We start from the raw sequence: 25,857 nt of genomic DNA, 5'->3' as shown, positions 1-25,857 counted from the left end.
CTCGGAGCCATGAAACAATCTTCTAATACCCTTTTTTGGGGCGCGATACTACTAGGCTTGGGACTCGTAATGATGGCCAAAACACTAGGATGGTTTTATATAGACTGGGGCCTTACCCTTCGTTTTTGGCCAGTATTGTTGATTTTGGCGGGCGTGAGCCTCCTTTTTAGACAAAGTTGGTCGGGTATAGCCACGGCTGTCTTAATCGCCATTGCGATTCCGTCGGCTATCATCAATGCCGCCAACAAAAAACTGGATCGCTGGAGTGACAACGGAATAGAGTTTCATCTTGATGATGACGACGATGATGATGACGATGACAATTATCGCAACGACGAATACAAAGAACGTTCTAAGGTTTATTCAAAAGATGGAGAAACGCACTTTTCGGAACCATTTGCGGAAGGTATCTCCGACGCAACGCTCAAATTCGGGGCAGGAGCAGGAGAGTTTAAAATCGAAGGTACTACTTCTCAATTGATTGAGGCTGATGCCGATACCCAATTGGGTAATTATGTAATGACTACCAAACGAAATGAGACAGAGAAAGCAAGCGTAGTAAACTTCGAAATGGAAGGTAATGGTAAAGACAAAAATATCCGTATTCGGGATTTTGACAACATGGACAACCAAGTCAAAATGAGCCTAAACAATACCCCTATTTGGTCATTTGATTTGGGTTTAGGAGCCGGCAAAGCAGATTTTGATTTTTCAACTTATAAAGTCAAAAAAGTGAAGATTGGTGCGGGGGCTGCGGAGGTAAATCTCAAACTAGGTGACAGTGTAGAAAATGAAGCCACGGTAGAAGTAGAAGCAGGGGTAGCCTCTATCGAAATCGAAATCCCGGAATCGGTGGGCTGTGAATTGAAAATTGAAGGCGCTCTGAACTCCAAAGACCTAGACAATTTTGAAAAAATAAGCGGAGGATTGTACCGCACCTCCAATTATGACACCGCTACCAAAAAGATAAGTGTCTCTTACAAAGGGGGATTGTCTCAACTTGAAATTAATAGATATTAGTAGTTTAAGATTAGTTGGATTAAAAAATGCTGTTGGTTTCATAACTGGCAGCATTTTTGTTTTTGTAACTTTGCATATAAGAAAATCTAGTATTCCTTCGTTTACAAAAGCAAACACTTTCGACTCATTTCATGAAAAAAATACTTACGGCTGCTGCATTCTTGTCTAGTCTTGTGCTTGTTGCACAAAATAAAGTACAAGACTTTACGATTTCGGGAACTGCCAAAAATCTACAACCCAAAGACAAGGTTTATTTGGAAGTGGCGGGTACTCAGCCTCTCTTACGGCTAGACTCCACCATCGTAGGCTCTGACAAAAGATTTACTTTTAAGCGTAAAGAGCTAGATGAAGGAACGGTTTATCAAGTAAACTTGGCTTCGGCGCAGCGGGTGATTGTGTTGATAGAAGGAGGCGAAACCATCGAAATAAACGCCGAGGGGACTGAAAAAGGTAAAGCGCTTGTCACGGGTTCTAAAAACAACGATTATTACCAGCAGTTGCTTGCGCTTTACAAAGAAATGAATGAGAAATCACTCAAATGGCAAGAGGAGTACGCCCAAGCAGAGCAAAAGAAAGATACTAAAAAAATTGCCAAAATTCAAGAAGATTTTGAAGCTTCAAGTCAAGCTTTTACGGCCAAAATTAAAAATATGATTCCCGAAATGGGGACTTCGTTAGCGGCTTTGTTTGCCACAAATTTCTTAAATCCCGAAACAGAGTTTGCGACCATTGATGCCCTCGCCAAAAAATTTGAGGTAGAGCGCCCTACCATGAAGCAAGCGCAGATTTTTGTCGGTAATGCCAAGCGTATGCGTGGAATCCAGATTGGAGACCCTGCGCCAGAGATTACGCTCAATAGCACCGAAGATAAGCCTGTGAGCCTTTCTTCATTGCGCGGCAAAATAGTGCTCATTGACTTTTGGGCGTCTTGGTGTGGGCCTTGCCGCCAAGAAAATCCCAACGTAGTACGGGTTTATAATAAGTTTAAAGACAAAGGTTTTGAGATTTTTAGCGTATCGCTCGACCGTGATAAAATGGCATGGGTAAAAGCCATTGAAAAAGACGGACTTGTGTGGCCAAACCACGTATCAGACTTGAAATATTGGCAATCAGCGGCTGCCCAAACCTATGGTGTAAATGGTATACCTGCGACTTTCTTGTTGGATAAAGACGGTAAGGTAATTGCTAAAAACTTGCGCGGCGAAGCTCTTGAAAGAAAACTAGAAGAAGTATTGAAAACTAGCAACTAGAACTAGGTCAGAAAAGACAGGTACTTGAATTTTAAAAGAACTTTTCAAGTTTTCGTGACTTGGAAAGTTTTTTTATTTTGGCTCAATTGTCAATCTTTACGTGCATTTCCAGATAATGGTCAAATGTACAAAAGGCAGTTTACCTTCATTCATTTATCAAAAAAGTACCCAAACAGCTTGATTCATTGGTTATGATAACATCTTCTCCATTTCTTCGTCATTGTTCGTATATGGCAATTGTGCTTGCTCCTTTTGTGGTTTCTGCCCAAACCTCAGATTATACCCGCGAACATGAGTTTACTAAAAATTGCGAAGGCCCCTCCGTGGCGGCTGATGGAACTGTTTATGCCGTTAATTATATCATGGATGGTACAATTGCGGAAATTCCTAAACGTAACAAAGCCAACATTTTTCTGACCCTTCCCAAAGGAAGCACAGGAAATGGAATAAGATTCGGAAGCAAAGATGTATTTTATGTGGCTGATTTTACGGGACATAATGTACTGAAAGTAAACTTAACCAATAAGCAAGTTACGACTCATTGCAACGAGCCTCAGATGAATCAGCCCAATGATTTGGCGATTATGAAGTCAGGGCAAATTTTTTGTTCTGATCCTAACTGGAAAGAAGGAAAAGGGCAAGTGTGGTATGTATCGCCCGAAGGAAAAGCCAAGCTTGTAGCCGCAGATATGGGAACCACCAATGGTATCGAAGTAAGTCCTGATGAAAAAATTCTTTATGTCAACGAAAGCGTGCAGCGTAATGTTTGGGCTTTTGATATAGCTCCCGATGGCACACTTTCTAATAAACGGCTACATCATCAATTTTCAGATGGAGGTATGGACGGGATGCGTTGCGATGTGAAAGGAAACTTGTATATTACACGCTGGGGTAAAGGGGAAGTGGCCGTCATATCTCCCGAAGGAAAACTCCTCAAGACCATCACTACCAAAGGAAAAAATGTCTCTAATATCTGCTTTGGTGGAAAAAAAGGCCGGACCTGCTACATTACGCTCCAAGATCGTGGGTGCTTAGAATCATTTACGGCTGATTTTGCAGGACGTGAATGGGCTATGATGCAAGGGTTTGGCAAAAAATAGATTTTGCAATAAATTTGTGCTTTAATTGTGTAAAAACGATATGAATTATATCGCTTTAGGGTTTTGTGGCCAATTTATTAAAAAGGTGTAAGCTCGTACTAAATGCAAAAATTCAACATCATTATTATTTTGATTTTAGGGCTGCTTGCTGCTCGCTCAGATGCCCCTCGGGAGCAACTAGTGACTTTAGGGCAGGCATTTCAAAACCTTAATATTCAGATTCGGGAGCAAACGCTCTCCCCCGACTCAGCACAGATGCGTTTTCAGGCCATATTGAAGGAGCTGCGGGAAGTATCAGAGCCTTACCGACAGCAAATTTGCCAAGGAGATTCTATCGGTTTTGTGTTTCCATTGAGAGATTACGACGCCGAGCAGATAGGCGGCAATGGTTCTGGATTTCGCCCTTTTGGCTTTAATCTTTTTGATCATTCGGTGCAGGGAAGCCATCCAGCTCATGATATTTTTATCTACGATAGAAATCAAGATTGTATCGATGACCAAACTGACAAGCCAGTGGATGTATTGGCAATGCGCCCTGGGGTAGTGGTAGCCACCGAAACCAACTGGACCCCCGAAAGCAGCTATCGAGGAGGCAATTTTGTGTGGATTTATGACCCTTGCTTGGATGGTTTGTTTTACTATGCTCACCATAGCCGAGTGATGGTACAAACGGGCGACCAAGTAGTAGCTGGTCAGAAAATAGCTGAAGTAGGACGGACGGGTTTCAATGCTGCCAAAGCTCGTTCGGGTACACATTTACATTTGATGTATCTTCAATTGACCCCCGAGGCGGTACCAGTGCCTATCAATACCTACGACTGGCTAGCGGCTGCAACAATCTTAAGATAAAAATAAAAGTTCTGAAATATTTCTAAGTACATTGTTAGGCTAAGTTTCTTTAAATTTTACCCGCCGATTGGCGCAGATCGAAGTCGCAGAGAAACGCAGATGATTGGCTATATGCCCCTTTTTTTCTGCGAAAATCTGCGCTTATATTATTCAGCGCACTTCTGCGGGTAAAAAACAAAACTTTTTAATTAACAATGTAATTAGATCAAAAATAAACTTCGTCAGTGGCGTTCAGTCTACAAATCCCCGTTAAGTAATTTCTCAAAAACCCGTTTTTTACAAAAATCAATATACTACATTGCTCAATATCATTGCCTTCATTTGTTTTATATAAAACAGATATTGCCTGTCAATTTCTTTTGAAGCGTCTATTTGGTCAGCATAAAAAGCGCTTTTAAGAAGCTCTGGGTGGCCTTTTTTTACACCTTTCTCAAAGTTTTGTATCCCTTCCTGATTTTGACGCATTGCCTCTTCGCTGGCTTTTATAGCCAATTCTACTGTAGATTTAAGCTGTTGTTTTGGCCAATAATTTTTTAATTTTTTGAGGCCTTGATAGAAAAATGCAGGGCTTATATTTTGCTCTTGAGCAAGGATATCTATGTAATAACCTAGTGTACTCAATGCATCATCACTATTATCAGTTAGTAGCTCGGTTTTCCTTATTACGTCAAGTGCACAAAATTGGCGTAAATATGAGTAATTGGGATCCTCTTTATTTTCATTTAAAAAAGACCTTATTTTTGCATCTTTATCTCTCCATAGTGGTCCAATAGCGTTTTCAGCACGTTTATCACCTTTTATAACAGGGACTACTAATGCTCCGCTGTTGTACATTTTTGTTCCAAGGGATATATAATCCGCTTGTTCTAAGGTTTTTCCGTGAAGATTAATCTTCATCAAGGAGTTCAAATCACCTTGCTCAAACGCAAGTTTTAAATATTGCGCACTTGATTGATTTTTAGGGCTATTGGCCGAAGTGACCTCGATTCCATTAGGATGACAGGCACTCATGATAGTCAGGATAAAAAGAAAGTAAATTGAAGTCTTCATAATTTTAAATCATTTATAATAATTAAAACTAAATAGGAAGAGTAGAACAAGAGGGGCAACAATTTAAAGTACTGGTTTGCAACCAACAATGATAAAAAAACATCCAGACATTACTGACTCAGCTGTAACTCTACAGCAACATGACCTAATAGGTATAAATTGCGCTCCTATACTGTTATATGTCAGCAAAACGCTAACAAAAAAATAATTAACTTTTTCATAAATATTTGAGGTTGTGTTTTAAAAAATGGTAAAAAGGGGGTTTTATCTGCTGTTTAGGTAGCACAAATCTAACCAATCTTCTTATAGAGTCTTATCAGGATTTTTGATAAAATTATCGAAAATCCTGATAAAGTAATTCAAATACTCCTTACACAATTACTACTTTGTCCATTTGATAAATTTTTTAAAACAATACAACTATTTTGTTTTTTTGCGTTATTCTCATATACAACACGATACCCTACAAGTGAAATCAAATAAAAGCTTCTGCCTATCTACCGTCAGAACGCCGATGCTGAAGTTGTTTTTTGATTCAAATAGCCATAAACAAACTCAGTATAAATTGTAGTGTATGAATGACAATACTCTTGGGGTAAAATTGCGTAAACGGCGGTACGAACTGGGAAAAACACAGGAGTGGGTGGCGTTGGAACTGCAGACAAGCGCGAAAATAAAAGTTAGCCAGCCTACTATCAACAACTGGGAGAAAGGTAAATCCTGGCCTTCCATTCCACAACTTCAGGCGTTGGCCAAAATCCTCGGCCTCAAACTATCTTATTTGGTATCAGATACAGATACAGAAAAAATGCAGCTCATGCTTGAAGAATATGCCGAACGATGCCGAATGTTGGAAAAGATGAACGATAAACTGCTGAAAGAAAATGAGCGCCTGCGGGGTGAATAGCACTGCTGTGTCTTTACTTAATTTCGATTAGCTTTTTGAGACAATTTCTTTTTCGTCTTTGGTAAATCTCTCAAAATTAACATTGTACCTCCCTCGTTTTTGAAGCTCGACAATAGTAATTCCCGAAGCCAAAAGTTGATTTATTGATACTGAGTTTTTCCAAAATATTCACAAAATAGAAAGAGCCCTCGAAAATTTTCGAGGGCTCTTTCTATTTTGTGTTTTGACAATACCCGTCAAAAAAGGGATAACGGTCTATTTACGTCCTAAGAGTGCTTTGATTTCTTTTTGTAACACCGGGTTGTCAGGAAATTCTTGCGGAATCCAGCGTTCTACGATTTTTCCTTGGGCATCAACCAACACAAACGGATAACGCATGCTAGTGGCGTAGGTATCTTTGAGTTTTTGGGCATCTTCTTCAGAAGCCCACAGATGTACTACACCGGGGCGTTTTTCGGTGGTAGACTGCCACAATTCAAAAGAAGTACTGGGAGTGACATTCAGATAAACGAAAGTGATGCGGTCGTTGTAAAATGTTTCCAGTGGCTTAAAGATAAATTCGTGTTGCTTTAGATTAAAACAAAATGCGATACAAACCGGCTTACCTTGAAAGCTACTTAAAGAGAGTGTATTGCCTTCACGGTCTTTTAGGGTAAAATTGGGAGCTGCCTGCCCTACGGCCATACGTTCTTTGGTTTCGATAGTACGCTTAAAATAAGGAATAAGCTCAGAGTTAGGATAAGTGCTTTGATAGCGTCCGAGCAAGTCGCGGGCAGCACTCATATCGCTTCTAAAAGTAGTAGCATAATCGAGCCAATGGGTCAACAAATATTGACGTTGTTTGGGATAAGCGCCCAATTTCTCCTCGCTATTTTGATAGGCTAATCTGACCGCCTCGGGAGTAAGTACATAGGCTTTGGCCGAATCTGTAGGATATTTCTGAATGACTGGAATTTGGATAAAATTCTTGAGTTCGTTGCGATAGCTCTCGCTCATGAGCGCAGCATCCGACAATATCTTAAAGTTTTGTAAGGTAAAATCTTGTATGGTTTTGCGCTCATCTGGTTTGAGCTGTACCCCTTGGCTTTCGCGGATTTTTTTGTCCGAAACAATCAATCTGAGCAGATACGCTTCGGTGAGGGTCATGGCTTTGATATAACTCTCAAACTCTGGGCTTGGGTTGTTGAGAGATTGGAGCCTTTGTTGACGCACCATCTGGAGACTATCTACTTTGGGCAAGATGTTACTATTGTCTATCTTGGTTGGGTTGTAACCAAAAACAGGCAAGTATTCGTACATTTTGCCTTTAAAACAGTCTCTTAGAAGCTCTTGGTAAGAGGCATGGGAGCCGCTAAAAGTGAGGCTTTTGTCGGGAGCTACGGTGATTGTCAAACTATCATTGGGACTAATAAAAAGGAGGCGACTTCCATTTGAAGAAGGATTTTGACCGGTTACAATTTTTTTGCTAATAAGGTCTAATCTAACCACTTGTGGCTCTTTAAGCTCAAACTCTGTCATAGCCCATTGCTTGGTGCTATCGTCAAAATATCCAATGTTTAAGAATTCCATATCGGTAAGTCCAATCGAAGGAGCTTCGTGATAGCGGACTTGCTCAGTAGTAAGCGAAACAGTAAAGTCGCGTTTTTGAGGAAGTTTCAGAGTAATATGGGCTTTTTGAGCCTCTGCTACTAAACTGGATAGCGCCAGAAAAAAAAGTATATACGTTTTCATAAAAAAGTTTTTTGCTAAAACGAAAATCTACTCAAAAGCTTGCCTTTTGACAAATGATTTTAGTTATCGGTAGTTGTATACAAGAGCAGATTGGGACTTTAAATAATATACGTTTTATCCAACAAAAAAGCCGTTCCAAGAACGGCTTTTTTGTTGGATAGATTTGTTTTTTATTTGCCAGTATTGGCTAATCCGTTGATATTGAACTGTATCCATTCTAGTCCAAACAATCCTTTGTTTTCGGGGACAGCTTGTGAAGTCGTAAAAACAAGATAAAGGTTATGAAGTTTATCATCAGGTTTACGAATCGAAGTACTCACTACGCCGACTTTATCGTTAGGGACTTCTACTTGACCAATCAAGGCTCCTGTGGGATTGTCGAGTCTAACTTCGATTTTACCTCCTACAGTGCGGTCGGGAGCGGCATATACCATAAAAGACAGATTTTGAATGTCAGTAAGGTCTACATTTTTGTAAAGGGCATAGCTGCCATTTTTGACAGGAGCCAATACTTCTGATTTTGTGGGCAGTTCGACATTAGTAGCGTCTTTCACTTCGTCATTCCATACCGCTTTCACTTTGGCAGGGCGTAGTGCTACCGTACTTGTTGAAGTTTGTGGGCCTACTACTGCGTTGCCTTTATCGGTGTAGCTAGCGCGGAATATATAAGAACCTTCTTTAGGTTTAGAAGCGGTTACGTATTCACCTTTGGTAGGTTTTTTGTCGGGAGCTTTTTCATTCCCCAACGACATGATATACTTCACAATCTCTTTAGCATCATCTTTTTTGATTTGGGGGTGAGCGCTCATTGCTTGCTCTCCCCATACACCTCCACCACCATTGATGATTTTGTCGGCCAAGGTGCTCACAATATCACGCTCACCTTTGTATTTCTTAGCTACATCGCGGTAAGAGGGGCCGATTGATTTTTTGTCGATAGAGTGACAAGCCATACAGTCAGATAATTCCATAAGACGTTTTCCGGTAGCAACGCCTAAGTTGGCTTGGTGGCCTTGCGCCAAAATCGTTTTATCAAAACCTTCCAAATAATCAATCGTAACAGTTACGTCTTCGGCATTGATTTTTTTATTGGCTAGGCTTCCGTCTTCTTTATCCACTACTTTTACTTCATAGTTGACAGGTTTATTTTCCCAATAAAAAGATTTGTTACCCGCCACGGCAAGCTCAACTTGCGGCGGTTCGTTACCTACTTTTACTTCTACTTGGCTCGAAGAAGCATTGCCTTTGGCGTCAGTTACTTTGAGAGTAGCAGTATAAATCCCCGGCTTGGTATAAGTATAAGTAGGACTAGGAAGAGTACTTTTTGGAAGTCCTTTTCCAAAGCTCCATTCATATTTAAGGGCATCACCGTCATAATCGATTGTGCCTTTAGATGAAAATACCGCTTTCATAGGAGCTGCGCCTGCTTTTTTGTTGATAGAGGCTACCGCGACCGGCTTACGATTGCCTGCATTGTAAGTAATGCGAGACAAGCGAGAGTCGTCATTTTGGGCAAACCATGTATTACCATATTCTAGTACATACAAAGAGCCGTCTACCGCAAATTGCATATCAATAGGGTGACTAAATTTGGTGTTTGGCATGAACGTTTCCATGCTTACAAAATCACCGTCTTTGGTCATCGTAACAGGATGAATCCAGTCCCGAATCCATTCATAAGCAAAAAACTTACCGTCATAATGACGGGGGAATTTGACGTCGTTTTCTGGATAATCATCATAATAATACACAGGCCCCGCCATCGCATTGCGGCCACCTTTGCCTACGATAGGCCCAAACTCAGGCGAGTCGGCATATGGATAATAAATGAAAGCTTTTTGAGCAGGGGGTAATTCTACTAAACCAGTGTTGTGAGGAGAGTCATTGATGGGCTTTAGTGGGTCAAATCGCTCCCCTGACACTTTCGTTCCCATATCATAGCGATTGTAGGCTTGATTGTCGGCTACAAACAAAGGATACCCAAAATAACCTGCCTTGCGGGCTTGATTGACTTCGTCGTATCCACGTGGGCCACGTGTGGGGCTATCATTTCCGGCATCGGGTCCTACTTCGCCCCAATACAAAAAGCCTGTACGTTGGTCTACAGAGATACGATAAGGGTTGCGATTTCCCATAACATAGATTTCGGGACGTGCTTTTTCGGTGCCTGGAGCAAACAAATTGCCCGCAGGAATGTCATAACCTCCTTCTGGGCGAGGTTTGATGCGAAGGATTTTGCCCCGCAAATCGTTGGTATTAGACGAAGTAGAGCGCCCGTCCCAGTTAGCTCTTCCTGGACGCCCGTCGAGTGCACCATAGCCGTCGTTGCCGAAAGGATTGATATCATCGCCTGTAGAGAGATAAAGATTGCCCTGCTTGTCCCAAGCAATAGAGCCTCCTGTATGGCAGCAGTCTGTACGTTTTACGGGTACTCTTAATAGTACTTGTTCCGTACTGGGCAGGAGGGTATCACGCTCAGTGTCGTATTTCATTCGTACGAGCCGTTGGGAAGTATCGGCTTCGCTTGATACAGGCGAATAATACAGATACACCCATTTATTGTTTTTGAAGTCAGGGTCAACATTAATACCCATCAAACCATACTCTTGTTTGATGTATACGGGCAGGTTGGCAACAACCTTGTAAGTATTGGGCTTTTTGGGATTAAAGAGTTTTACTTTGCCCTTTCTTTCGGTAAACAGCACTCGATGATCCTCTAGCACTACTAGCTCGGTAGGCTCGTCGAGTTTTTCTAACAAAAGATTTTTAGTAAAACGGTTTTCTTCAGGAGCGGTGTTGGATTGGGCAGACACTTGAGTACTTAAAAGTAGGCCCATCACTAGACAGCCACCTCCTAAGCTTATTGAATGCTTCCAAAAGGTTTTTTTCATGAGGTTATGAATTAGTTTTATTCTGTGGTAATTATTATAAAGGCAAATTGTTTGCGAAACTAATGTGAAAATACAAAAGTAGCAGAACATATAACGTAAAAAACATCCAATTGTACTATTGAAATAAGAACAAAAATGCAGGATTGTTGTTATAGTAGTCAAGTTGTGTTTTGAGCAAGTTTTTAGGTTTAATTTTAACTTTAATTCTACGCTAGTGGTGAATCATAAAATAAAGTATAAGGTATTGATTCACAGTAGATAGTAAGAAGGTAGAACGAATTGAAAAAATATTTTGTTTATTTCTTGTGAATGAATCACAATTTAACCGATATTTGTCACGTTTTTTTCAAAAATCTAATACAAAAGTGGCACACACTCTCTCACATACTCGCTGCGCGCACATTACGCCATTTTTTTGTAGGTCCGAAAGGACACAATAATACTTGTTTGCCTACGTAGCAAACACATCTCGCCAACTTATCTCAAAAACTTACATTTTATCAACCCCAAAGCGGATTTGTTGTCTCCGCAGAGGATTCAATTCCCACAAACGACAATGTCAAACATCGAAATCGTAGCTAACGAATACATCGTAGAAACAGCCGAAGACAAACATTTCCACCTTGCTGAGACTATCTGTCAAGAGATGGAAGAAAGTGCCAAACAGCGTGGTACTGGCATCGCCAAACGTTCGCCTATTTATATCCGAGAAAAAATGTCTGAAGGAAAGGCTATCATAGCCACGACACTCCTTGGAGAATGGGTAGGTTTTTGTTATATCGAAACTTGGGAGCATGGTAAATTTGTGGCCAATTCTGGTCTTATCGTGCATCCTGACCACCGTAAAAGTGGTATTGCAAAGGCTATCAAAAGAAAAGCATTTGAGCTTTCGCGGACTAAGTATCCTAATGCCAAAATCATTGGAATCACCACGAGCCTCGCCGTGATGAAAATCAACTCTGATTTGGGCTATGAGCCGGTTACTTTTAGTGAATTACCTGCCGACGACGCATTCTGGAAAGGATGCTCTAGCTGTGTCAATTATGATGTGCTTACTCGTACCAATCGTAAAAACTGTCTTTGCACAGGAATGATGTACGACCCTGAGCAAGTACAGAAACAAGGCAAAAAAGCTCCTTGGGATTTCTTGAAGGAATCAAAGCTGTATGAGCGTTGGATGCGTATCAAGCAGCGGATTTTGCTCCGCCGTGAAATACGAGAGGCCAAAACTCGCAAGCGCCAAGAACTCGAACTAACGCACTAAAAAGTTGCTACTGTTATTATACGAAGCCCTAACTGCGGAATAAAAACGTAGTTGGGGCTTATTTTTTTGGATATAACCTAGAAGTTTTCGTAGTTTCGATAGATAATTCGCAAATCTCTGTACGCCATTTCTCAAGTAAAATAGGAAAGATTTTTGGAACTTCGACAAATCATCTCTCGTCTACTTCCTTTTTTGCGCCCAGATCGGTGGCTCATTATCGGGACATTGGCGCTTACTTTGATTGGCGCCCTGACGGCCCAAGTCAACCCCCTTGTGCTACGGCATACTGTCGATGAAATCGATTTGTTGCTCCGGGAAGGTAAAAGTCTGGAAGAAGGGCTACCTCTTTTAGGTTGGATTACGGTGATTCTGTTTGGAAAAGAACTCTTGAATATTTTTATCCAATTTGGACAAAAATTTTATGGAGAAAAACTTCGCATCAATGTTTCTTTCAACCTTGCCCAAAGTGCCGTAGAGCGAATTTTGACTTATAAAATGAGCTTTTATACGAGTCAGGTCAATCAATCAGGACGCTTACAAACGCGCATTGACCGAGGAGTGGAGAGTTTGACCAAGCTCGTTCAAAATTTTTTCATTGATGTTTTGCCTTTGTTTGCCAATGCCATTGTGGCCTTGGTGGTGATGTTTTCGGCCAACGTTTCTGTAGGATTGGTGGCGATTTGTGTGTTGCCAGCTTATTTTTATGTAAGTTTCAAACAAGCCCAAAAACTTCAAGGAGTAAGGCGTAAACTACGCGGACAGCGTGAAGACAAAAACAATGGTTTGATTAATTTGATTGACTCTATTTCGGTCATAAAGTCGTTTGTGAGAGAAAAGTATGAAGGAAAAAAACAACTCCAGCTCCAGCAAAAATTGATGGATTTGCAGCTCCAAACGCGCCGTACAAGTTTCATTTTTGAAGGCTTAAAGACATTTATTGAGCAAATTGGCGTCGTACTTATTATCATCCTGACGGCCTATTTGGTATTGGATCGGCAAATTTCGATTGGAGCCATTATGTTTCATATTATGCTGTTTAGCAATGTCTCGGCACCTATTCGGCAACTCCATCGGATTTATGATGAAATGAACGATGCCCTCATCTATGCCGAGGGCTACTTTAGTATTTTGGATGCCAAAGGAGAAATAGAGTCGCTTGGACATACCATTTCTGAGCCATTAACGGGGGATTATTGGTTGGAGAATGTCAATTTTTATTATCCAACAGGGGTTCACGCTCTTAAAAATGTTAATATTCACATTCCGCAAGGGAAAACAACCGCTTTAGTGGGGCTTTCGGGAGCAGGCAAATCGACGGTGATTAATCTCCTCACCAAATTTTATGTGCCTGAGAGTGGTCAAATCTTTTTGGATGGTATCGCCCTCAACGATTATGATACTCATGCCTTGCGCGATGATATAGGCTTGGTACTCCAGAAGAATCATATTTTTAAAGGAAGTATCGAAGAAAATATTAGATACGGCAAGCCTTCGGCTACATTAGAGGAAGTACAAGAAGCAGCTAAAAAAGCTTTTTTACACGAACAAATTTTAGATTTACCCTCTCAATACAAATCAGACGCTTCTCAGCTTTCGGGCGGTCAGCAGCAGCGGATTGCGATTGCAAGATTGTTTTTGAAAGATCCTCCTATTATTTTTTTGGACGAACCCACCGCGAGTCTTGATGCTATCGTGACAGAGCAAATCCGTAATAGTATCGAGGCTATCAAGCAAGGACGCACCGTGGTGATTATTTCGCATAGTATTGCTCAGATTATGGATGCCGATGTTATTTATGTGATGCAGAGAGGAGAGGTAGTAGAAAAAGGGAAACATGAGCAATTGTATGAACAGGAGGGCGTTTATCGCCATATTTTTGATGCATCTACTCGTAGTCTTAACTTAGATAAAATCGCAAAGACGCTTGATAATAACCCTGAAAGCTAAAAATGTGAGCTGAGAATAAAAAGGGGGGGAAGGACGGTGATTTTTTTATAAACCGTGCGTTTATTATCCTAACTTTGCACTGAAAAATAGAAAAAAAACGGCTTTATGTGGCTGAATAAAAAGCTGCTTAAACACAAAAACCATAAGCTTTATTAGCTTATTTAATAGTAAGTACTTGAGCAGTAGCGGCGCATTATTGAAGTTTTTTTGGTATAACTAATTGATTTTGAATTGATAACAATTAACTTGTGCTTTAGCACTTAAAGAAGTCCATGTCTGAAAGTAAAAAAGTCGTTTTAGCGTTTAGTGGAGGTTTGGATACCTCTTTTTGCGTCAAATATTTGTCAGAAGACAAAGGCTATGAAGTACACTCGGTATTGGTAGATACAGGTGGTTTCTCTGCCGAAGAACTGAAGGCTATTGAAGCAAGAGCCTATTCGTTGGGTGTGAAAAATCACGCTACTATTTCCAAAACAGAAGATTATTATCAGCAATGTATCAAATACTTGGTATTTGGGAATATTCTTAAAAACAATACCTACCCCCTTTCGGTAAGTGCCGAGCGTATATTTCAAGCAATAGCAGCGGCAGAGTATGCCAAGGAGATTGGAGCGCAGGCGATTGCGCATGGTAGTACAGGGGCGGGCAATGACCAAGTACGTTTTGATATGGCTTTTAGGATTATCATGCCCGAAGCCGAAGTTATCACTCCTATTCGTGATTTGAAACTTTCTCGCGAGGCCGAAATCGAATACCTAAAGTCAAAAGGTGTGGATCAAGAGTGGCATAAAGCGGCCTATTCTATCAATAAAGGCTTGTGGGGTACCTCGGTAGGTGGAAAGGAAACGCTTACCTCCGACAAATACTTACCCGAAAGCGCTTTTCCTACCCCAGTAAGCAAAACCGAACAAGAACGTATTAGTCTCACTTTTGAGAAAGGTGAATTGGTAGGTATCAACGAGGTGAGTTATACCCCAGTAGAAGCGATTCAAAAGCTGGCAGAAATTGCTGCTCCTTTTGGTATCGGACGAGATATTCACGTGGGTGATACAATTATTGGTATCAAAGGACGCGTAGGATTTGAGGCAGCTGCGCCTTTAGTAATTATTAAGGCTCATCATACCTTAGAAAAACACGTATTGAGCGAGCAGCAATTGTATTGGAAAGAACAACTAGCCAACTGGTATGGTAGCTTATTGCACAAAGGCCAATTTATGGAACCTGTCATGCGCAATATTGAAACATTCCTGGCCGATACCCAACATCACGTAACGGGCAAAGTACACCTCACTTTGGCACCTTACCGTTTTTATGTAGAAGGTATCGAATCAAGTTTTGATTTGATGTCGCCGGTATTTGGAAGTTATGGCGAAATGAACAACGCTTGGACTGGTGATGACGTACGCGGCTTTGCCAAAGTAGCTTCCAACCAAGTGATGATTTATCAAAAGATTAGTGAATTGAATCAATGAGTAATATAAATTAAGGGGCTGTCCAAAAAGTCTGGTATCACCAAATTATCTTCGGCGTCTGTTCAACCTCACGGCAGCGGCCGACCGTCCCCTAAATCCCCCTCACGGTACGCCGTCGCGGCCTTTCTGGAGAGGAGGACTTTTAAAGCCCTTCTCCTGCCAGGAGAAGGGTTGGGATGAGGTTGAAACCAAAGAATATTTTGTGGTCTGTTACTTTTTAGACAGTCTCTTAATGGACAATCTGGCCTGAATGAGAAAACAACTACCCCTCTTTATTATTTTTTTATTGGTTACTTTTCTGAGTCGAGCTCAAAACGAAGGATGGGCTATCTGCAATAGTGGTGCCAATTTATACTTCAAAATTGTGGGTAGTGGCAATCCCGTACTGGTAGTGAGTGATGCTGGGAATTCGTCAGCATACCTTCAGGAACTTATAAAAAAGCTTTCCGCGACCAACCGGGTCGTTTATTATGACCCTCGTGCCACTGGCAAAAGTCGCTTTCCTGTTATCAATGATACTACCGTTAATTTCAATATGGCCGTGGCCGATATTGAGGCTTTAAGGGCGGTTTTGCGGATTCCAAAGTGGTCAGTGTTGGCGCATGGATTTGGGGCTAAAATCGCCTGTGCCTATGCTTCCCAAGCCGGCGAACATCTAGGCCAGTTGGTTTTGGTGAATCCCACCGCTATGATGAACGCTTCTTTGCCTCCTTCCACTTCGTATTTTGATACTTTTGAAGAATACGGTTTTTCAGGAATGCTAACTCAAGAAAACATCAGCAAGCGTTTTCAGCATTTACAATCCCAACTACAAACAATAGCCAGCGACTCGGTGGCGCGGGCGCGGGCTATTATGACTTTTCAGGCAGCGACCTACGTACATGATACTTTACATGAACCTATTGCCGCAGAATTTTTGTATGAAAAAGTACGGAATGTGGCAATAAAAAGCCGCGTAAGTAATAAATTTGTTCCAGAGCCTTTCGATTGTGTGAGCGTGTTGCGTCAGCGAAATATTCCTGTAATGGTGATTTTGTCGCGCCAACGGGTGAATGCCAGCGGACTTGCCACAGAATGGAAAAAAGCCCTTCCTAATGTCTCAATCGTAATGATAGACCGGGCGCATCATTTTCCGTGGTTAGACAATCCTGCTCTGTTTTATGAACAAGTAAATTCCTTTTTAAAACGATTTGTTCCTGTAACGTATGCCAGTCAAAAAAAAGTTAGTCGTCCTGTCAGGCGCGGGTATCAGCGCCGAAAGCGGAATTAAAACCTTCCGCGATTCCGATGGTTTGTGGGAAGGATATAGCATTGAAGACGTTGCCACGCCCGAAGGATGGCAGCGCAATCCAAAGCTGGTATTGGATTTTTACAATGAGCGTCGTAAACAAGGATTAGCGGCTGAACCTAATTTAGCTCACTTGATTTTGGCAGAACTAGAGCAGTATTTTGATGTACATATCATTACTCAAAACGTGGATAATCTTCACGAAAAAGCGGGGTCTACCAACGTTTTACATTTACACGGCGAACTCTTCAAGGCCCGCAGTACCAAAAACCCGAAGCTTGTCTATGATATAGACGGCTGGGAGTTGAATCTGGGCGATACGTGCGAATTGGGCAGCCAACTTCGCCCTCACATTGTATGGTTTCATGAAGAAGTACCCATGATGGAACCTGCCCTTAAAATCACAGAAAATGCTGATATTTTTATTGTAGTAGGTACTTCATTGGTAGTATATCCAGCGGCGGGTCTTGTCTATTATGTACAGCCTCGGGTGCCTATCTTTGTCGTAGACCCCAAAACCCCCGAAATGTCGGGCAGTACTAAATATGTGACTTTTATCCCCGAAACCGCTACCGTAGGAATGGCAATGCTGAAAGAGAAGCTATTGAGAGAGTATGCTTAGTATAAGTAGATTTCAATCGGTATTTGACAAGAAGGCTGTACATTTGTCTATTCATTATTTCATAATTCGTAAAAACATCAATGCAACTTTTAGACGGTAAAGCACTTTCGGCACAAGTCAAAGCCGAGATTAAAATAGAAGTAGACAAAATCAAAGCGCATGGTGGTAAAACACCGCACTTGGCGGCTATCCTAGTCGGTAACAATGGCGCCAGCGAAACCTACGTAGCTTCCAAGATCAAAAGCTGCGAAGAGATAGGTTTTAAGTCAACATTAATCAGTTTGCCTGATACTACCTCCGAAGAAGAGCTCCTATCGCATATCCAAGACCTCAACTATGATGATGATGTAGATGGGTTTATTGTACAATTACCCTTGCCTACTCACATCTCCGAAAACCGAATCATGGAAGCAGTCGCTCCCGAAAAAGACGTGGATGGTTTTCATCCTATCAATGTCGGAAGAATGTGTAAAGGTCTACCTGCGTATATTTCGGCTACTCCTTTCGGGATTTTGGAAATGCTCGAACGTTACAAAATTCAGACGGCGGGTAAGCACTGCGTAGTAGTAGGGCGTAGCCAAATCGTGGGTTTGCCGATGAGCATTTTAATGCAGCGTAACGCTTATCCGGGCAATTGCACCGTTACGATTTGTCATAGTCGCACTCCCAACTTGAAAGAAGTATGCCAAAGTGCGGATATATTGGTAGCCGCTCTCGGACGTCCCGAATTTATCACCGCAGAGTATGTCAAAGAAGGTGCCGTCGTAATCGATGTGGGTATTACACGGGTAGCTGATGCCTCCAAAAAAAGTGGCTTTGCCATTAAAGGCGACGTGAAGTTTGATGAAGTAGCACCTAAGTCAAGTTTTATTACGCCTGTGCCAGGCGGAGTAGGGCTGATGACTATCTGTGGATTGCTTACCAATACCCTCTTGGCTTCTAAAAAGGCTATTTATTAAGAAATAGAAAGCCTTTTTAAAAACAAACCTTCCAAGATGCTAACTCTTGGAAGGTTTTATAAATGCCATTATTGACTTCTTAACTCGGCATATAGTTCAGGTCATTGTTGCGCTTCAACTTGATAATTCCAACCGCATTTAGCATCAAAATAAAGGGGAATGTGGGGTCAAACTCATGCCATTTTACCCCAAAATTAGCTCTGCCGCCCAGTTTGTGGTGATTGTTGTGGTAAGATTCTCCCATCATCAAAAAGTCGAAAGGGAGTAAATTTTTAGCCGTATCATTGACTTTAAAATTGGTATAACCATAGCGGTGTGCATACCAATTAATAATCACTCCGTGAACAGGACCCATTAAGTAGTGAATCGGGAGCAACAAAAACATCCACCAAGCAGTGGCAAATTGAATATAAAACAGCGTATAAAGTACTCCCCAGCCGATTCTGATAGCCCAAGAGTCTCCGAGGCGTTCCATGAATTCCCAATGAGGTACATCTTTCTTAAATTTGTCGGGGATGTTGTCGTGGCGATGCAAAATATTATTATAGTAGTTCTTGGTTTTCCACATCATATCCACCACACTGTCCGAAAAACTCGGTGAATGAGGGTCTTGGTCGGTGTCGGCATAAGCATGGTGTAAACGGTGCATCACCCCATAAGCATAAGGACTTAAAAACGACGAACCTTGGAAAATAAAGGTAAGCGTGTAAAAAAACTTCTCCCAAAAAGGGCTCATTGTAAACATTTTGTGGGCAGCGTAACGGTGCAAAAAGAATGTCTGCATCAGTAACGATAAATACCAGTGGGCTACAAAAAATACAAGAATATACATAGACAATCAATTAGTTTGATAAAAGAGTATAACAAAAGTACTAATGTGCTTTTAGGAAAAAGATGAGGAAAATCATCTTTGAAAGGATTTGATACAGAAAACAAAAATGACTTTTCAAGAATTTAAAAACTCGCTTTCAGAAGAGCGCCCCACCGCCGATTTTTCGGTTTTGTTAAAAGCACTTTGGTACGATGCCAAAGGTGATTGGGAGGCTGCTCACAACATAGCGCAGTCGCGAGAAGGTACGCGCGATTATGACCGTTTACACGCCTACCTTCATCGCAAAGAAGGTGATCAATGGAATGCGGGCTATTGGTATCGGCGGGCGCGCGCCGAGATGCCTTCGTATAGCTTAGAAAAAGAATGGGAAGAACTTGTAAAACAATGGCTAGTATAATACCGACTTTCCAAGTTTTAAGTAAGTAGGTTTACAAACTTGGAAAGTCTCTACCTGCAAAACCGACTTTCCAAGTTTTGGGTAATTAGGTTTACAAACTTGGAAAGTCTCTACCTGCAAAATCGACTTTCCAAGTTTTAGGTAAGTAGGTTTGTAAACTTGGAAAGTCTCTACCTGCACAACTGACTTTCCAAGTTTTAGGTAAGTAGGTTTACAAACTTGGAAAGTCTTTACCTGCAAAGCTGACTTTCCAAGTTTTAGGTAAGTAAGTTTATAAACTTGGAAAGTCTATCATATGCTATTGCTTAAGTTGAGATTTTTTGGATTTGGGTTATCAATTTTTAAATTCTTTTTTGTGAAAAAAATATTCATTATCGTATTCGTAAGTGTGTGCTTTTGGGGAAAATACGCACTTAGTCAAGATAAAATCGGAATTCTCAAACACAATCATATTGCATTGCAGGTGGCTGATATTCAGGCAAGTGCAAAATTTTATGGAGAAGTACTACAACTTGAGCGTATTGAAGTTCCTGACAACCTGAAAGCCATCAGAGCATGGTTCAAAATCGGTAATGACCAGCAAATTCATTTATTGGCGGGGCGTACGCAGCCAGTGGTCAATGACAGAAATGGTAGTCATTACGCGATTTTTGTGGCTTCGATTGCAGAAGCCGAAGCTTATCTCAAGAAGCGGCAGCTTCCATTTCATAAGCAAGTCAGGTTTGACGGCGTGACGCAGATTTATCTGCCCGACCCCGACGGCTATTTAATTGAGCTTAACGAATGGAAGCCTTAACGTGAAGGTTATTTTCGGGCGTAAAAATATAAATTGACCGAGGGCAGGGTACGCCTTTCGCTCAAAGTAAAATAGCCTTTGCCTTCTTTGTCAAAACAAACTGCCTCGCCTTGAGGCTCCAAAATATAAGGCAAATTTTTGAGAGGGGCTTTGGCAAGGACATCACTGATTTTTTCGTCGGCATTGCGTTTCCAGTAATAAATCGCTGTATAACCTCGCACAATGATTTCGCGTCCATTGGTAGAAATACTTCCCCCAGTGAGGTCATTGCCGACGGTCATGGTGGCTACTTTTTCGGCTGTTATCACACTTGTGGTGGATTGGGGATAAGCAAGACGATAAACGTTTGCATTGCCTAGCCATTTGGTGATTACGTACAAGTCCTTGGTGAGTGGGTCAAGAAGTACAGTTTCGGCATCATAAGTACCATCAGGATAGCGAAAAGCGATAGGTTCGTAATTGTTGATAATAGCCGTAGGGCTAGCAGGTTCAGGAAAACGATAGATCCGCTTGATGTCTGTACAGCTGCAATTGTCGCCTATATCTGCTACGTACAAAAACGTTTCGTTTGAAATGGGACCGGGACCAATCGCTATATCTTCCCAGTCATAATTGCCAAAAGGAGTAGGGATTTTGCCCACAATCATGCCCTGACGATTGAGTAAAAATAGCTCACTATTAGAGCCCGCATCTTCATGTGACCATAGAAGACCCGGCTGCTTATGGCTATCGGCCAGCCCCGAAGCCTCACCAAGGTCGTCGGCTGGTTGGACTACGTGAGAAGTAGGGGTTTCTGAAAAGTTGGTAGATTCTAAATCGATGGGTGGTTCTTCTTTTTTACATCCCCAAAAACATAGAATATAAAAAGCGAAAGCGAAATACTTTAATTTCATTTGTTAAAATTTTACAGATAAGTTGTTTATCCTAAGATTGTGGATACATTTTAAAACAACTGGATTGTTTTAAAGTTTGGTGATGACCATTTCTACACGTCTGTTCAACTGACGTGTTTCTTCTCGATTATTGCTAGCTATGGGGCGAGTAGGGCCAAAACCTCGACTCGTGATGCGGTGGGCAGCAATACCTTTTGATACTAAAAAATTCTTAACAGTTTCCACACGTTGTTTTGAAAGAGCGACATTGAGATCAAAATCACCCTGATTGTCTGTATGGCCATGTAGCTCGATTTCAGCATTAGGATTGTCACGCATAAATACCCAGAGTTGATTGAGTTCTTCATCAGATTCGGGAAGCAGCTCGGCTTTTCCTTGCACAAAACGTATATTTTGGAGGGTCGTTGGTTCTTTCAAACTAACGGGTTTTAGGTTGAAAATATTGGTATAATTTGATTTTTCGGCTATTTGAGCCGCATTGTAAGTCAGGCTCAAGGGCAAAAACCCTTGGGCTTCAATTGTTAAATCGAGGTTTTGATAAAGCGGAATCACAATATTAAACTTACCATCTAGTGCATCAAACCGCGCCATTTCGGCTCTATTTTTGTCGTACAAAATGATAACTGCCTTGGGAATAACTTGTTTGTTTTTCTCATTTTGTATTTTACCCTCCAGTTTTACGGTGGCATTAGCTGAGGTAGCGGGTAGTGAGGAAAGTGAATCTAATGAGGTATTAGCAGGAGGGGAGAGGGTGGGAGAATCGACTTTTAGTTCTGCTTTTTTTAATACCGTTTTGTTTAAATTCACAAAACTTTGTTTGATTTCGTTGGCAGGTATTACAAAATCAGAGATTTTGATAAGCGCAACAGCCCCCTCACTTGCTTCATCTTTTACCATTAAGTCATCGAAAAAGAAATTCAATACTTGATCTTCGTCAATGACGGCGTCATCGTTTTTGTCAGTAAATTCAATCTTTGATTCGCCATCGATGTACATTTTAAACTGTTTGGTCTGACCATTGCGCGAAATCACGTAGTGGGTGTATTCATTACGTCGAACCGGCGCTCTGTCGCTTGTGGCAAAATTATAGAAATTGAGTTTGCCGTCATAGATATAACAGCCATTATCGCTTTTCCGATTTTTAAAATCAATTACACGTTTCCAGCTATCCAAAGCCGAAAACTTGAAGTACATTTCTATAGTGTAAGAATTCCCCAAAAAACCACTTGCCGCGCGGTTGTCAAATTGAAGACCACAATTTTTTTCAAACACATATACGGGTCGTTTGGCATTTTTGAGTTCAGGTAGTATATCTTCCTTAAATTCTCCCTTTTCACCCAATACTTTTAGGGCAGGAAACAAACCTGTTTCGTCTTCAAAATTTTTATTGAAACTATACACCCCTTGGCGTTGAGCATAAGCATGATATGTCCCCAACAACAAAAAACAATAGCTCACAATATGGCGTATTATTGAAAGAGGAGTCAAAAGTTTCAAAACGTGTATGTTGTGATTTTTTCGCAAATTTAGTAAGATTAGCATGAAAAGAGACTTTTCTACAAATGGTTAACTTTGTAGATTACAAAATCGCTCCTCTGGAACAAAGGTTTAAAATTGTTATTCCTAAAGTTGGCCACCGTTATGTCATCTCCTTTTATACCCGCGCTTAAGTACCATTTCTTAACGCCCATTTATGATTGGTTTATTGCGTTGACCTTGCCAGAAATTACGGTAAAAAAGCAATTGATTCGCCAAGCCAATATCAAAAAAGCAGAAAAGGTCTTAGATTATGGATGTGGTACTGGCACGTTGCTGCTGCTGTTGGAAGAGCTACATCCTGATTGTGAAGCTATTGGTATTGAGGTAGATACGCAAATGCTGAAAATGGCTCAGCGCAAAGTGGCGGAAAAAAACTCGTCGGTTCAATTGCAATATTATGAAGGAGATAGACTACCTTATGAGACAGGGACTTTCGACAAAGTGATTTCGTCGTGGGTGTTTCAGCACCTGACAACTTCCCAAAAAATAGCTTCTTTTCGGGAAATACACCGCGTGCTTAAGCCAGAGGGTGAGTTTCACATGGCTGACTGGGGTAAGGCGCAAAATGCCTTGATGAGAAGTCTTTTTTTTGTCGTACAGGTGATTGATAATTTTTATACTACCGACGACAACATTCAAGGTCGCCTGCCTTCGTTGATGCAAGAAGCAGGCTTCCCCAAAGTCCAAATTCTACACAATCAATCTACCTTATTTGGCACCTTGTCTTATTTTAAGGCTCTTAAGTCTTGAATTAATCTGTTTTACGGAACTCCTCAAAAACGGCTGCATTGACAAGAGGGTCGGTAAAAATTTCTAGCAGTTTAGGCCGCTTGTCGTTATTCATGAATTGTTCCCAAATTTCGCCAAAGTTATCGCCTTCTTGAAGCGAAAAATAGGCTAATTGCGCATCTATCGCCGTATGTTGGGCCGTAGTGCGGTGGCGTGTCTCAAAATACTGTTCTAACTCAGGCTGTGCCGCCGGACCGTCGATGAGCCGAAAGATATTCCCACCCTTGTTGTTGAAAAGCACCACTCGCAAGTTAGCAGGTATATGTGGATGCCATAGGGCGTTGCGGTCATAGAAAAAGGCGACGTCGCCCGTCAGCACAAAAACTAATTGCTCGGTCATAAGAGCTGCGCCCAAAGCTGTACTTGTGCAGCCGTCGATGCCGCTTGTCCCCCGATTAGCAAAAACTTGGACATTGTGCATGGTACCTATCAAGTTGGCGTATCTGACGGGCATACTGTTGGCAAGATGCAAGACGGTGTTGTTCGGGAGTTTTTCGAGGATTTGTTCCACCAGCGCAAATTCATTCCACCTTTTTTGTGACTGTAAAAAACGGCTTAAACGTCGCTTTGCTTGCAGCTCAGCTTGCATCCACGTTTGGCGGTATTCGTCGCGTTCGTCATCTTCGGTAGGTTGTACAAACTGCTGATAATCTAAATCTTCTAGGAGTTTTTGGAAAAAATAGGTAGGCGAAACCGGAATCTGAGTAGTAAGCGTTTGAAAAGTATCAATGAGCTGTTCGGTGGGTTTGATGTGCCAATGCTGCCGAGGCGCATGAGCGCGTACAAACATTTTAAAGTTTTTTGAAATAAACGAATCTCCTACCGTAATCAGCAAATCGGGGCGAAGGGAAGCAAGTAATTGGTCGTTTTTACCCTTTAAAAAAACATCATGGTGACGTACAAAACTCTCATCAGGAGGAATGTTAGAAATAATATCCCCTAAAACAGGCACGCCAAGTTCTTCGCCAAACTCCTTTAGTGTTTTCCATAGAGCCGTGTTTGGAGGAAGCTGCCCTACCGCAATGAGTACCCTGGAAGCACTTTCAAATTCATTTTGAAGATGATGCCAAGTCTCAGTCGAAAGAGAAGGCTGAGCCTCTAGTCTGTTTACGATTTTTACGTGGCGGTCGTAGGTTATTTTTTCGGTAGCTGTCGGATAAAATGGCTCGCGGATAGGCACATTGACATGAACGGGCCCTTTGGGAAATGTCTGCGAGAGATTGATAGCCTCGTTGAGTACTCGTTGGATATACCATGAGCTATCAGAGTGGCTATAATCGGACGGTAAATCGAAAGATTTTTTGACGTGCTTGCCGTAGAGTTCTCGCTGATAAATCGTTTGTCCGTCTTGTTGATGAATCCATTCTTGAGGACGGTCGGCGGTGAGTATCAATAGCGGTATTTCTTGAAAAAAAGCTTCTACCACTGCCGGTGCGAGGTTGTAAGCGGCACTGCCTGAGGTACATATCAAAGCGACTGTTTGTTGACTCAGTTGGGCCATTCCCATGCCCACAAAACCAGCCACTCGCTCGTCAGGAATGACTTTGGTTTGAATAGCGGGATGCCTAGCAAAAGCTAAGGTGAGGGCGGCGCTACGGGAGCCGGGCGAAATGACTACATTTTGGACGCCCTTTTGGGCACATATTTCGGCAATGTTGTAAATCGACGGAAGGAGCATGAAAATAAAACTTTAAATCGGCAGGGCAGTGGTACTTTTTACCTCCGACATCACAAAGAAACTGCTTATGTGCGAAATCGCTTTAAGGCTTGCCAACTTTTCCTGATAAAAAGCATGATAGCTTTCGACGTCGTTGGCGACGATTTTGATGAGATAGTCAAACGTCCCTGATACCACACAGCATTCTACTACTTCGGGCATTTGAAGCATCACTTCGTTGAACTCTTGAAAATTTTCCTGTTGTTGTTTATCTAAGGTTACATTACAGTACACAGTGAGTCCCTTTCCGAGTCGCTTTTTGTTGAGAATAGTCACATACTTTTCGATGATACCTTCTCGTTCAAGCTTTTTGATACGGTCATGCACAGGCGTAATCGATAGGTTGATTTCGGCGGCTATTTCTTTGATAGTCAATTGTGCGTTTTTTTGTAACAACTGTAAAATACGTAGATCTGTTTCATCGATTTGGTTCATATTGTCAAAGCAATTATTGGTAGCCGAATTTTTTTCGTTAATAGACCTTTAAATGACCTCAATATAGTAATTAATTGTTTTAAACGAAGATTTGCAAAAATATTTTCTT

The 25,857-nt window shown here is 41.5% G+C and carries 22 protein-coding genes; 14 read left to right on the top strand and 8 right to left on the bottom strand.

The annotated features are described in order from the left end of the window. Positions 1-9 precede the first annotated feature (9 nt). The 4 genes from G563_RS0106670 (at position 10) to G563_RS0106655 (ending at position 4,219) form a co-directional block, all read left to right on the top strand. Positions 10-1,020: a toast rack family protein gene (locus G563_RS0106670; RefSeq protein ID WP_157585122.1), complete on the top strand. Its 1,011-nt coding sequence runs from the start codon at positions 10-12 to the stop codon at positions 1,018-1,020. Between the two features lie 131 nt (positions 1,021-1,151). Beyond that, the gene (locus G563_RS0106665; RefSeq protein WP_028664631.1) at positions 1,152-2,270 is read left to right on the top strand and encodes a TlpA disulfide reductase family protein; all 1,119 of its coding nucleotides are present in this window, start codon (positions 1,152-1,154) and stop codon (positions 2,268-2,270) included. 191 nt (positions 2,271-2,461) lie between these two features. Continuing rightward, a complete protein-coding gene (locus G563_RS0106660) occupies positions 2,462-3,370 on the top strand; it encodes an SMP-30/gluconolactonase/LRE family protein (protein WP_028664630.1) in 909 nt (302 codons plus the stop codon). Positions 3,371-3,472: 102 nt separating this feature from the next. Continuing rightward, entirely contained in the window at positions 3,473-4,219 is a 747-nt protein-coding gene (locus tag G563_RS0106655) for a M23 family metallopeptidase (protein ID WP_028664629.1), read from the top strand. A 285-nt stretch (positions 4,220-4,504) separates the two neighbouring features. On the opposite strand, the gene G563_RS0106650 is transcribed toward G563_RS0106655, so the two are convergent. Further along, entirely contained in the window at positions 4,505-5,269 is a 765-nt protein-coding gene (locus G563_RS0106650; protein ID WP_028664628.1) for a hypothetical protein, read from the bottom strand. 574 nt (positions 5,270-5,843) lie between these two features. Here G563_RS0106650 and G563_RS0106645 point away from each other — a divergent pair. Next, positions 5,844-6,176, top strand: coding sequence for a helix-turn-helix domain-containing protein (locus G563_RS0106645; protein WP_028664627.1), 333 nt, complete (start codon positions 5,844-5,846; stop codon positions 6,174-6,176). Positions 6,177-6,431: 255 nt separating this feature from the next. On the opposite strand, the gene G563_RS0106635 is transcribed toward G563_RS0106645, so the two are convergent. Continuing rightward, positions 6,432-7,907, bottom strand: a complete 1,476-nt coding sequence (locus G563_RS0106635) for a TlpA family protein disulfide reductase (protein ID WP_028664626.1) — start codon at positions 7,905-7,907, stop codon at positions 6,432-6,434. Between the two features lie 170 nt (positions 7,908-8,077). Next, positions 8,078-10,798, bottom strand: coding sequence for a PQQ-dependent sugar dehydrogenase (locus tag G563_RS0106630; protein WP_028664625.1), 2,721 nt, complete (start codon positions 10,796-10,798; stop codon positions 8,078-8,080). Positions 10,799-11,354: 556 nt separating this feature from the next. Between G563_RS0106630 and G563_RS0106625 the strand changes: the two genes are divergently transcribed. The 6 genes from G563_RS0106625 (at position 11,355) to G563_RS0106600 (ending at position 18,350) form a co-directional block, all read left to right on the top strand. Continuing rightward, positions 11,355-12,062, top strand: coding sequence for a GNAT family N-acetyltransferase (locus G563_RS0106625; RefSeq protein WP_028664624.1), 708 nt, complete (start codon positions 11,355-11,357; stop codon positions 12,060-12,062). Positions 12,063-12,215: 153 nt separating this feature from the next. Then, positions 12,216-14,009: an ABC transporter ATP-binding protein gene (locus G563_RS0106620; protein WP_028664623.1), complete on the top strand. Its 1,794-nt coding sequence runs from the start codon at positions 12,216-12,218 to the stop codon at positions 14,007-14,009. A 272-nt stretch (positions 14,010-14,281) separates the two neighbouring features. Continuing rightward, positions 14,282-15,481, top strand: a complete 1,200-nt coding sequence (argG, locus tag G563_RS0106615; protein ID WP_028664622.1) for an argininosuccinate synthase — start codon at positions 14,282-14,284, stop codon at positions 15,479-15,481. A gap of 250 nt (positions 15,482-15,731) precedes the next feature. Beyond that, positions 15,732-16,751: an alpha/beta fold hydrolase gene (locus tag G563_RS0106610; RefSeq protein WP_028664621.1), complete on the top strand. Its 1,020-nt coding sequence runs from the start codon at positions 15,732-15,734 to the stop codon at positions 16,749-16,751. Continuing rightward, positions 16,687-17,391 carry an SIR2 family NAD-dependent protein deacylase gene (locus tag G563_RS0106605; RefSeq protein WP_028664620.1) on the top strand — a complete coding sequence of 235 codons (705 nt, stop codon included), beginning with the start codon at positions 16,687-16,689 and terminating at the stop codon, positions 17,389-17,391. The genes G563_RS0106610 and G563_RS0106605 overlap by 65 nt, the downstream gene beginning before the upstream one ends. Positions 17,392-17,471: 80 nt before the next feature. Beyond that, positions 17,472-18,350 (top strand): bifunctional 5,10-methylenetetrahydrofolate dehydrogenase/5,10-methenyltetrahydrofolate cyclohydrolase, encoded by an 879-nt coding sequence (locus tag G563_RS0106600; RefSeq protein WP_028664619.1) that lies wholly within the window; start codon positions 17,472-17,474, stop codon positions 18,348-18,350. Positions 18,351-18,429: 79 nt separating this feature from the next. On the opposite strand, the gene G563_RS0106595 is transcribed toward G563_RS0106600, so the two are convergent. Then, complete coding sequence (locus G563_RS0106595; protein ID WP_028664618.1) at positions 18,430-19,182, bottom strand: acyl-CoA desaturase; 753 nt, start codon at positions 19,180-19,182, stop codon at positions 18,430-18,432. A 106-nt stretch (positions 19,183-19,288) separates the two neighbouring features. Between G563_RS0106595 and G563_RS0106590 the strand changes: the two genes are divergently transcribed. Together G563_RS0106590 and G563_RS0106580 are read left to right on the top strand one after the other, a co-directional pair. Further along, on the top strand, positions 19,289-19,579 hold the full coding sequence (locus G563_RS0106590; protein ID WP_028664617.1) for a hypothetical protein: 291 nt from the start codon (positions 19,289-19,291) through the stop codon (positions 19,577-19,579). 355 nt (positions 19,580-19,934) lie between these two features. Next, positions 19,935-20,375: a VOC family protein gene (locus G563_RS0106580; protein ID WP_028664615.1), complete on the top strand. Its 441-nt coding sequence runs from the start codon at positions 19,935-19,937 to the stop codon at positions 20,373-20,375. Positions 20,376-20,383: 8 nt separating this feature from the next. On the opposite strand, the gene G563_RS33890 is transcribed toward G563_RS0106580, so the two are convergent. Next, entirely contained in the window at positions 20,384-21,268 is an 885-nt protein-coding gene (locus tag G563_RS33890) for a hypothetical protein (RefSeq protein WP_051210801.1), read from the bottom strand. A gap of 69 nt (positions 21,269-21,337) precedes the next feature. Further along, complete coding sequence (locus tag G563_RS38815; protein ID WP_229598450.1) at positions 21,338-22,726, bottom strand: OmpA family protein; 1,389 nt, start codon at positions 22,724-22,726, stop codon at positions 21,338-21,340. Positions 22,727-22,909: 183 nt separating this feature from the next. Here G563_RS38815 and G563_RS0106565 point away from each other — a divergent pair, with 183 nt between their 5' ends. Further along, on the top strand, positions 22,910-23,557 hold the full coding sequence (locus tag G563_RS0106565; protein WP_028664614.1) for a class I SAM-dependent methyltransferase: 648 nt from the start codon (positions 22,910-22,912) through the stop codon (positions 23,555-23,557). 1 nt (position 23,558) lies between these two features. Here the strand turns inward: G563_RS0106565 and menD are convergent, their stop codons facing one another. Then, on the bottom strand, positions 23,559-25,274 hold the full coding sequence (gene menD / locus G563_RS0106560; protein WP_028664613.1) for a 2-succinyl-5-enolpyruvyl-6-hydroxy-3-cyclohexene-1-carboxylic-acid synthase: 1,716 nt from the start codon (positions 25,272-25,274) through the stop codon (positions 23,559-23,561). Between the two features lie 12 nt (positions 25,275-25,286). Then, positions 25,287-25,748: an Lrp/AsnC family transcriptional regulator gene (locus G563_RS0106555; protein ID WP_028664612.1), complete on the bottom strand. Its 462-nt coding sequence runs from the start codon at positions 25,746-25,748 to the stop codon at positions 25,287-25,289. Positions 25,749-25,857 lie beyond the last annotated feature (109 nt).

Origin of the sequence: Runella zeae DSM 19591, from assembly GCF_000423565.1 — a bacterium.
Classification (GTDB): Bacteria; Bacteroidota; Bacteroidia; order Cytophagales; family Spirosomataceae; genus Runella; species Runella zeae.
This window is presented reverse-complemented; position numbering and strand designations above follow the sequence as displayed.

Excerpts from the sequence above, each read along its gene's own strand:
- G563_RS33890 (WP_051210801.1), bottom strand. The coding sequence starts at position 21,268 with ATGAAATTAAAGTATTTCGCTTTCGCTTTTTATATTCTATGTTTTTGG.
- G563_RS0106610 (WP_028664621.1), top strand. The coding sequence starts at position 15,732 with ATGAGAAAACAACTACCCCTCTTTATTATTTTTTTATTGGTTACTTTT.
- G563_RS0106665 (WP_028664631.1), top strand. The coding sequence starts at position 1,152 with ATGAAAAAAATACTTACGGCTGCTGCATTCTTGTCTAGTCTTGTGCTT.
- G563_RS0106595 (WP_028664618.1), bottom strand. The coding sequence starts at position 19,182 with ATGTATATTCTTGTATTTTTTGTAGCCCACTGGTATTTATCGTTACTG.
- G563_RS0106590 (WP_028664617.1), top strand. The coding sequence starts at position 19,289 with ATGACTTTTCAAGAATTTAAAAACTCGCTTTCAGAAGAGCGCCCCACC.
- G563_RS0106670 (WP_157585122.1), top strand. The coding sequence starts at position 10 with ATGAAACAATCTTCTAATACCCTTTTTTGGGGCGCGATACTACTAGGC.
- G563_RS0106635 (WP_028664626.1), bottom strand. The coding sequence starts at position 7,907 with ATGAAAACGTATATACTTTTTTTTCTGGCGCTATCCAGTTTAGTAGCA.
- G563_RS0106555 (WP_028664612.1), bottom strand. The coding sequence starts at position 25,748 with ATGAACCAAATCGATGAAACAGATCTACGTATTTTACAGTTGTTACAA.
- G563_RS0106655 (WP_028664629.1), top strand. The coding sequence starts at position 3,473 with ATGCAAAAATTCAACATCATTATTATTTTGATTTTAGGGCTGCTTGCT.
- G563_RS0106650 (WP_028664628.1), bottom strand. The coding sequence starts at position 5,269 with ATGAAGACTTCAATTTACTTTCTTTTTATCCTGACTATCATGAGTGCC.
- G563_RS0106565 (WP_028664614.1), top strand. The coding sequence starts at position 22,910 with ATGTCATCTCCTTTTATACCCGCGCTTAAGTACCATTTCTTAACGCCC.
- G563_RS0106645 (WP_028664627.1), top strand. The coding sequence starts at position 5,844 with ATGAATGACAATACTCTTGGGGTAAAATTGCGTAAACGGCGGTACGAA.
- G563_RS0106630 (WP_028664625.1), bottom strand. The coding sequence starts at position 10,798 with ATGAAAAAAACCTTTTGGAAGCATTCAATAAGCTTAGGAGGTGGCTGT.
- menD (WP_028664613.1), bottom strand. The coding sequence starts at position 25,274 with ATGCTCCTTCCGTCGATTTACAACATTGCCGAAATATGTGCCCAAAAG.
- G563_RS0106605 (WP_028664620.1), top strand. The coding sequence starts at position 16,687 with ATGCCAGTCAAAAAAAAGTTAGTCGTCCTGTCAGGCGCGGGTATCAGC.
- G563_RS0106600 (WP_028664619.1), top strand. The coding sequence starts at position 17,472 with ATGCAACTTTTAGACGGTAAAGCACTTTCGGCACAAGTCAAAGCCGAG.
- G563_RS0106660 (WP_028664630.1), top strand. The coding sequence starts at position 2,462 with ATGATAACATCTTCTCCATTTCTTCGTCATTGTTCGTATATGGCAATT.
- argG (WP_028664622.1), top strand. The coding sequence starts at position 14,282 with ATGTCTGAAAGTAAAAAAGTCGTTTTAGCGTTTAGTGGAGGTTTGGAT.
- G563_RS0106625 (WP_028664624.1), top strand. The coding sequence starts at position 11,355 with ATGTCAAACATCGAAATCGTAGCTAACGAATACATCGTAGAAACAGCC.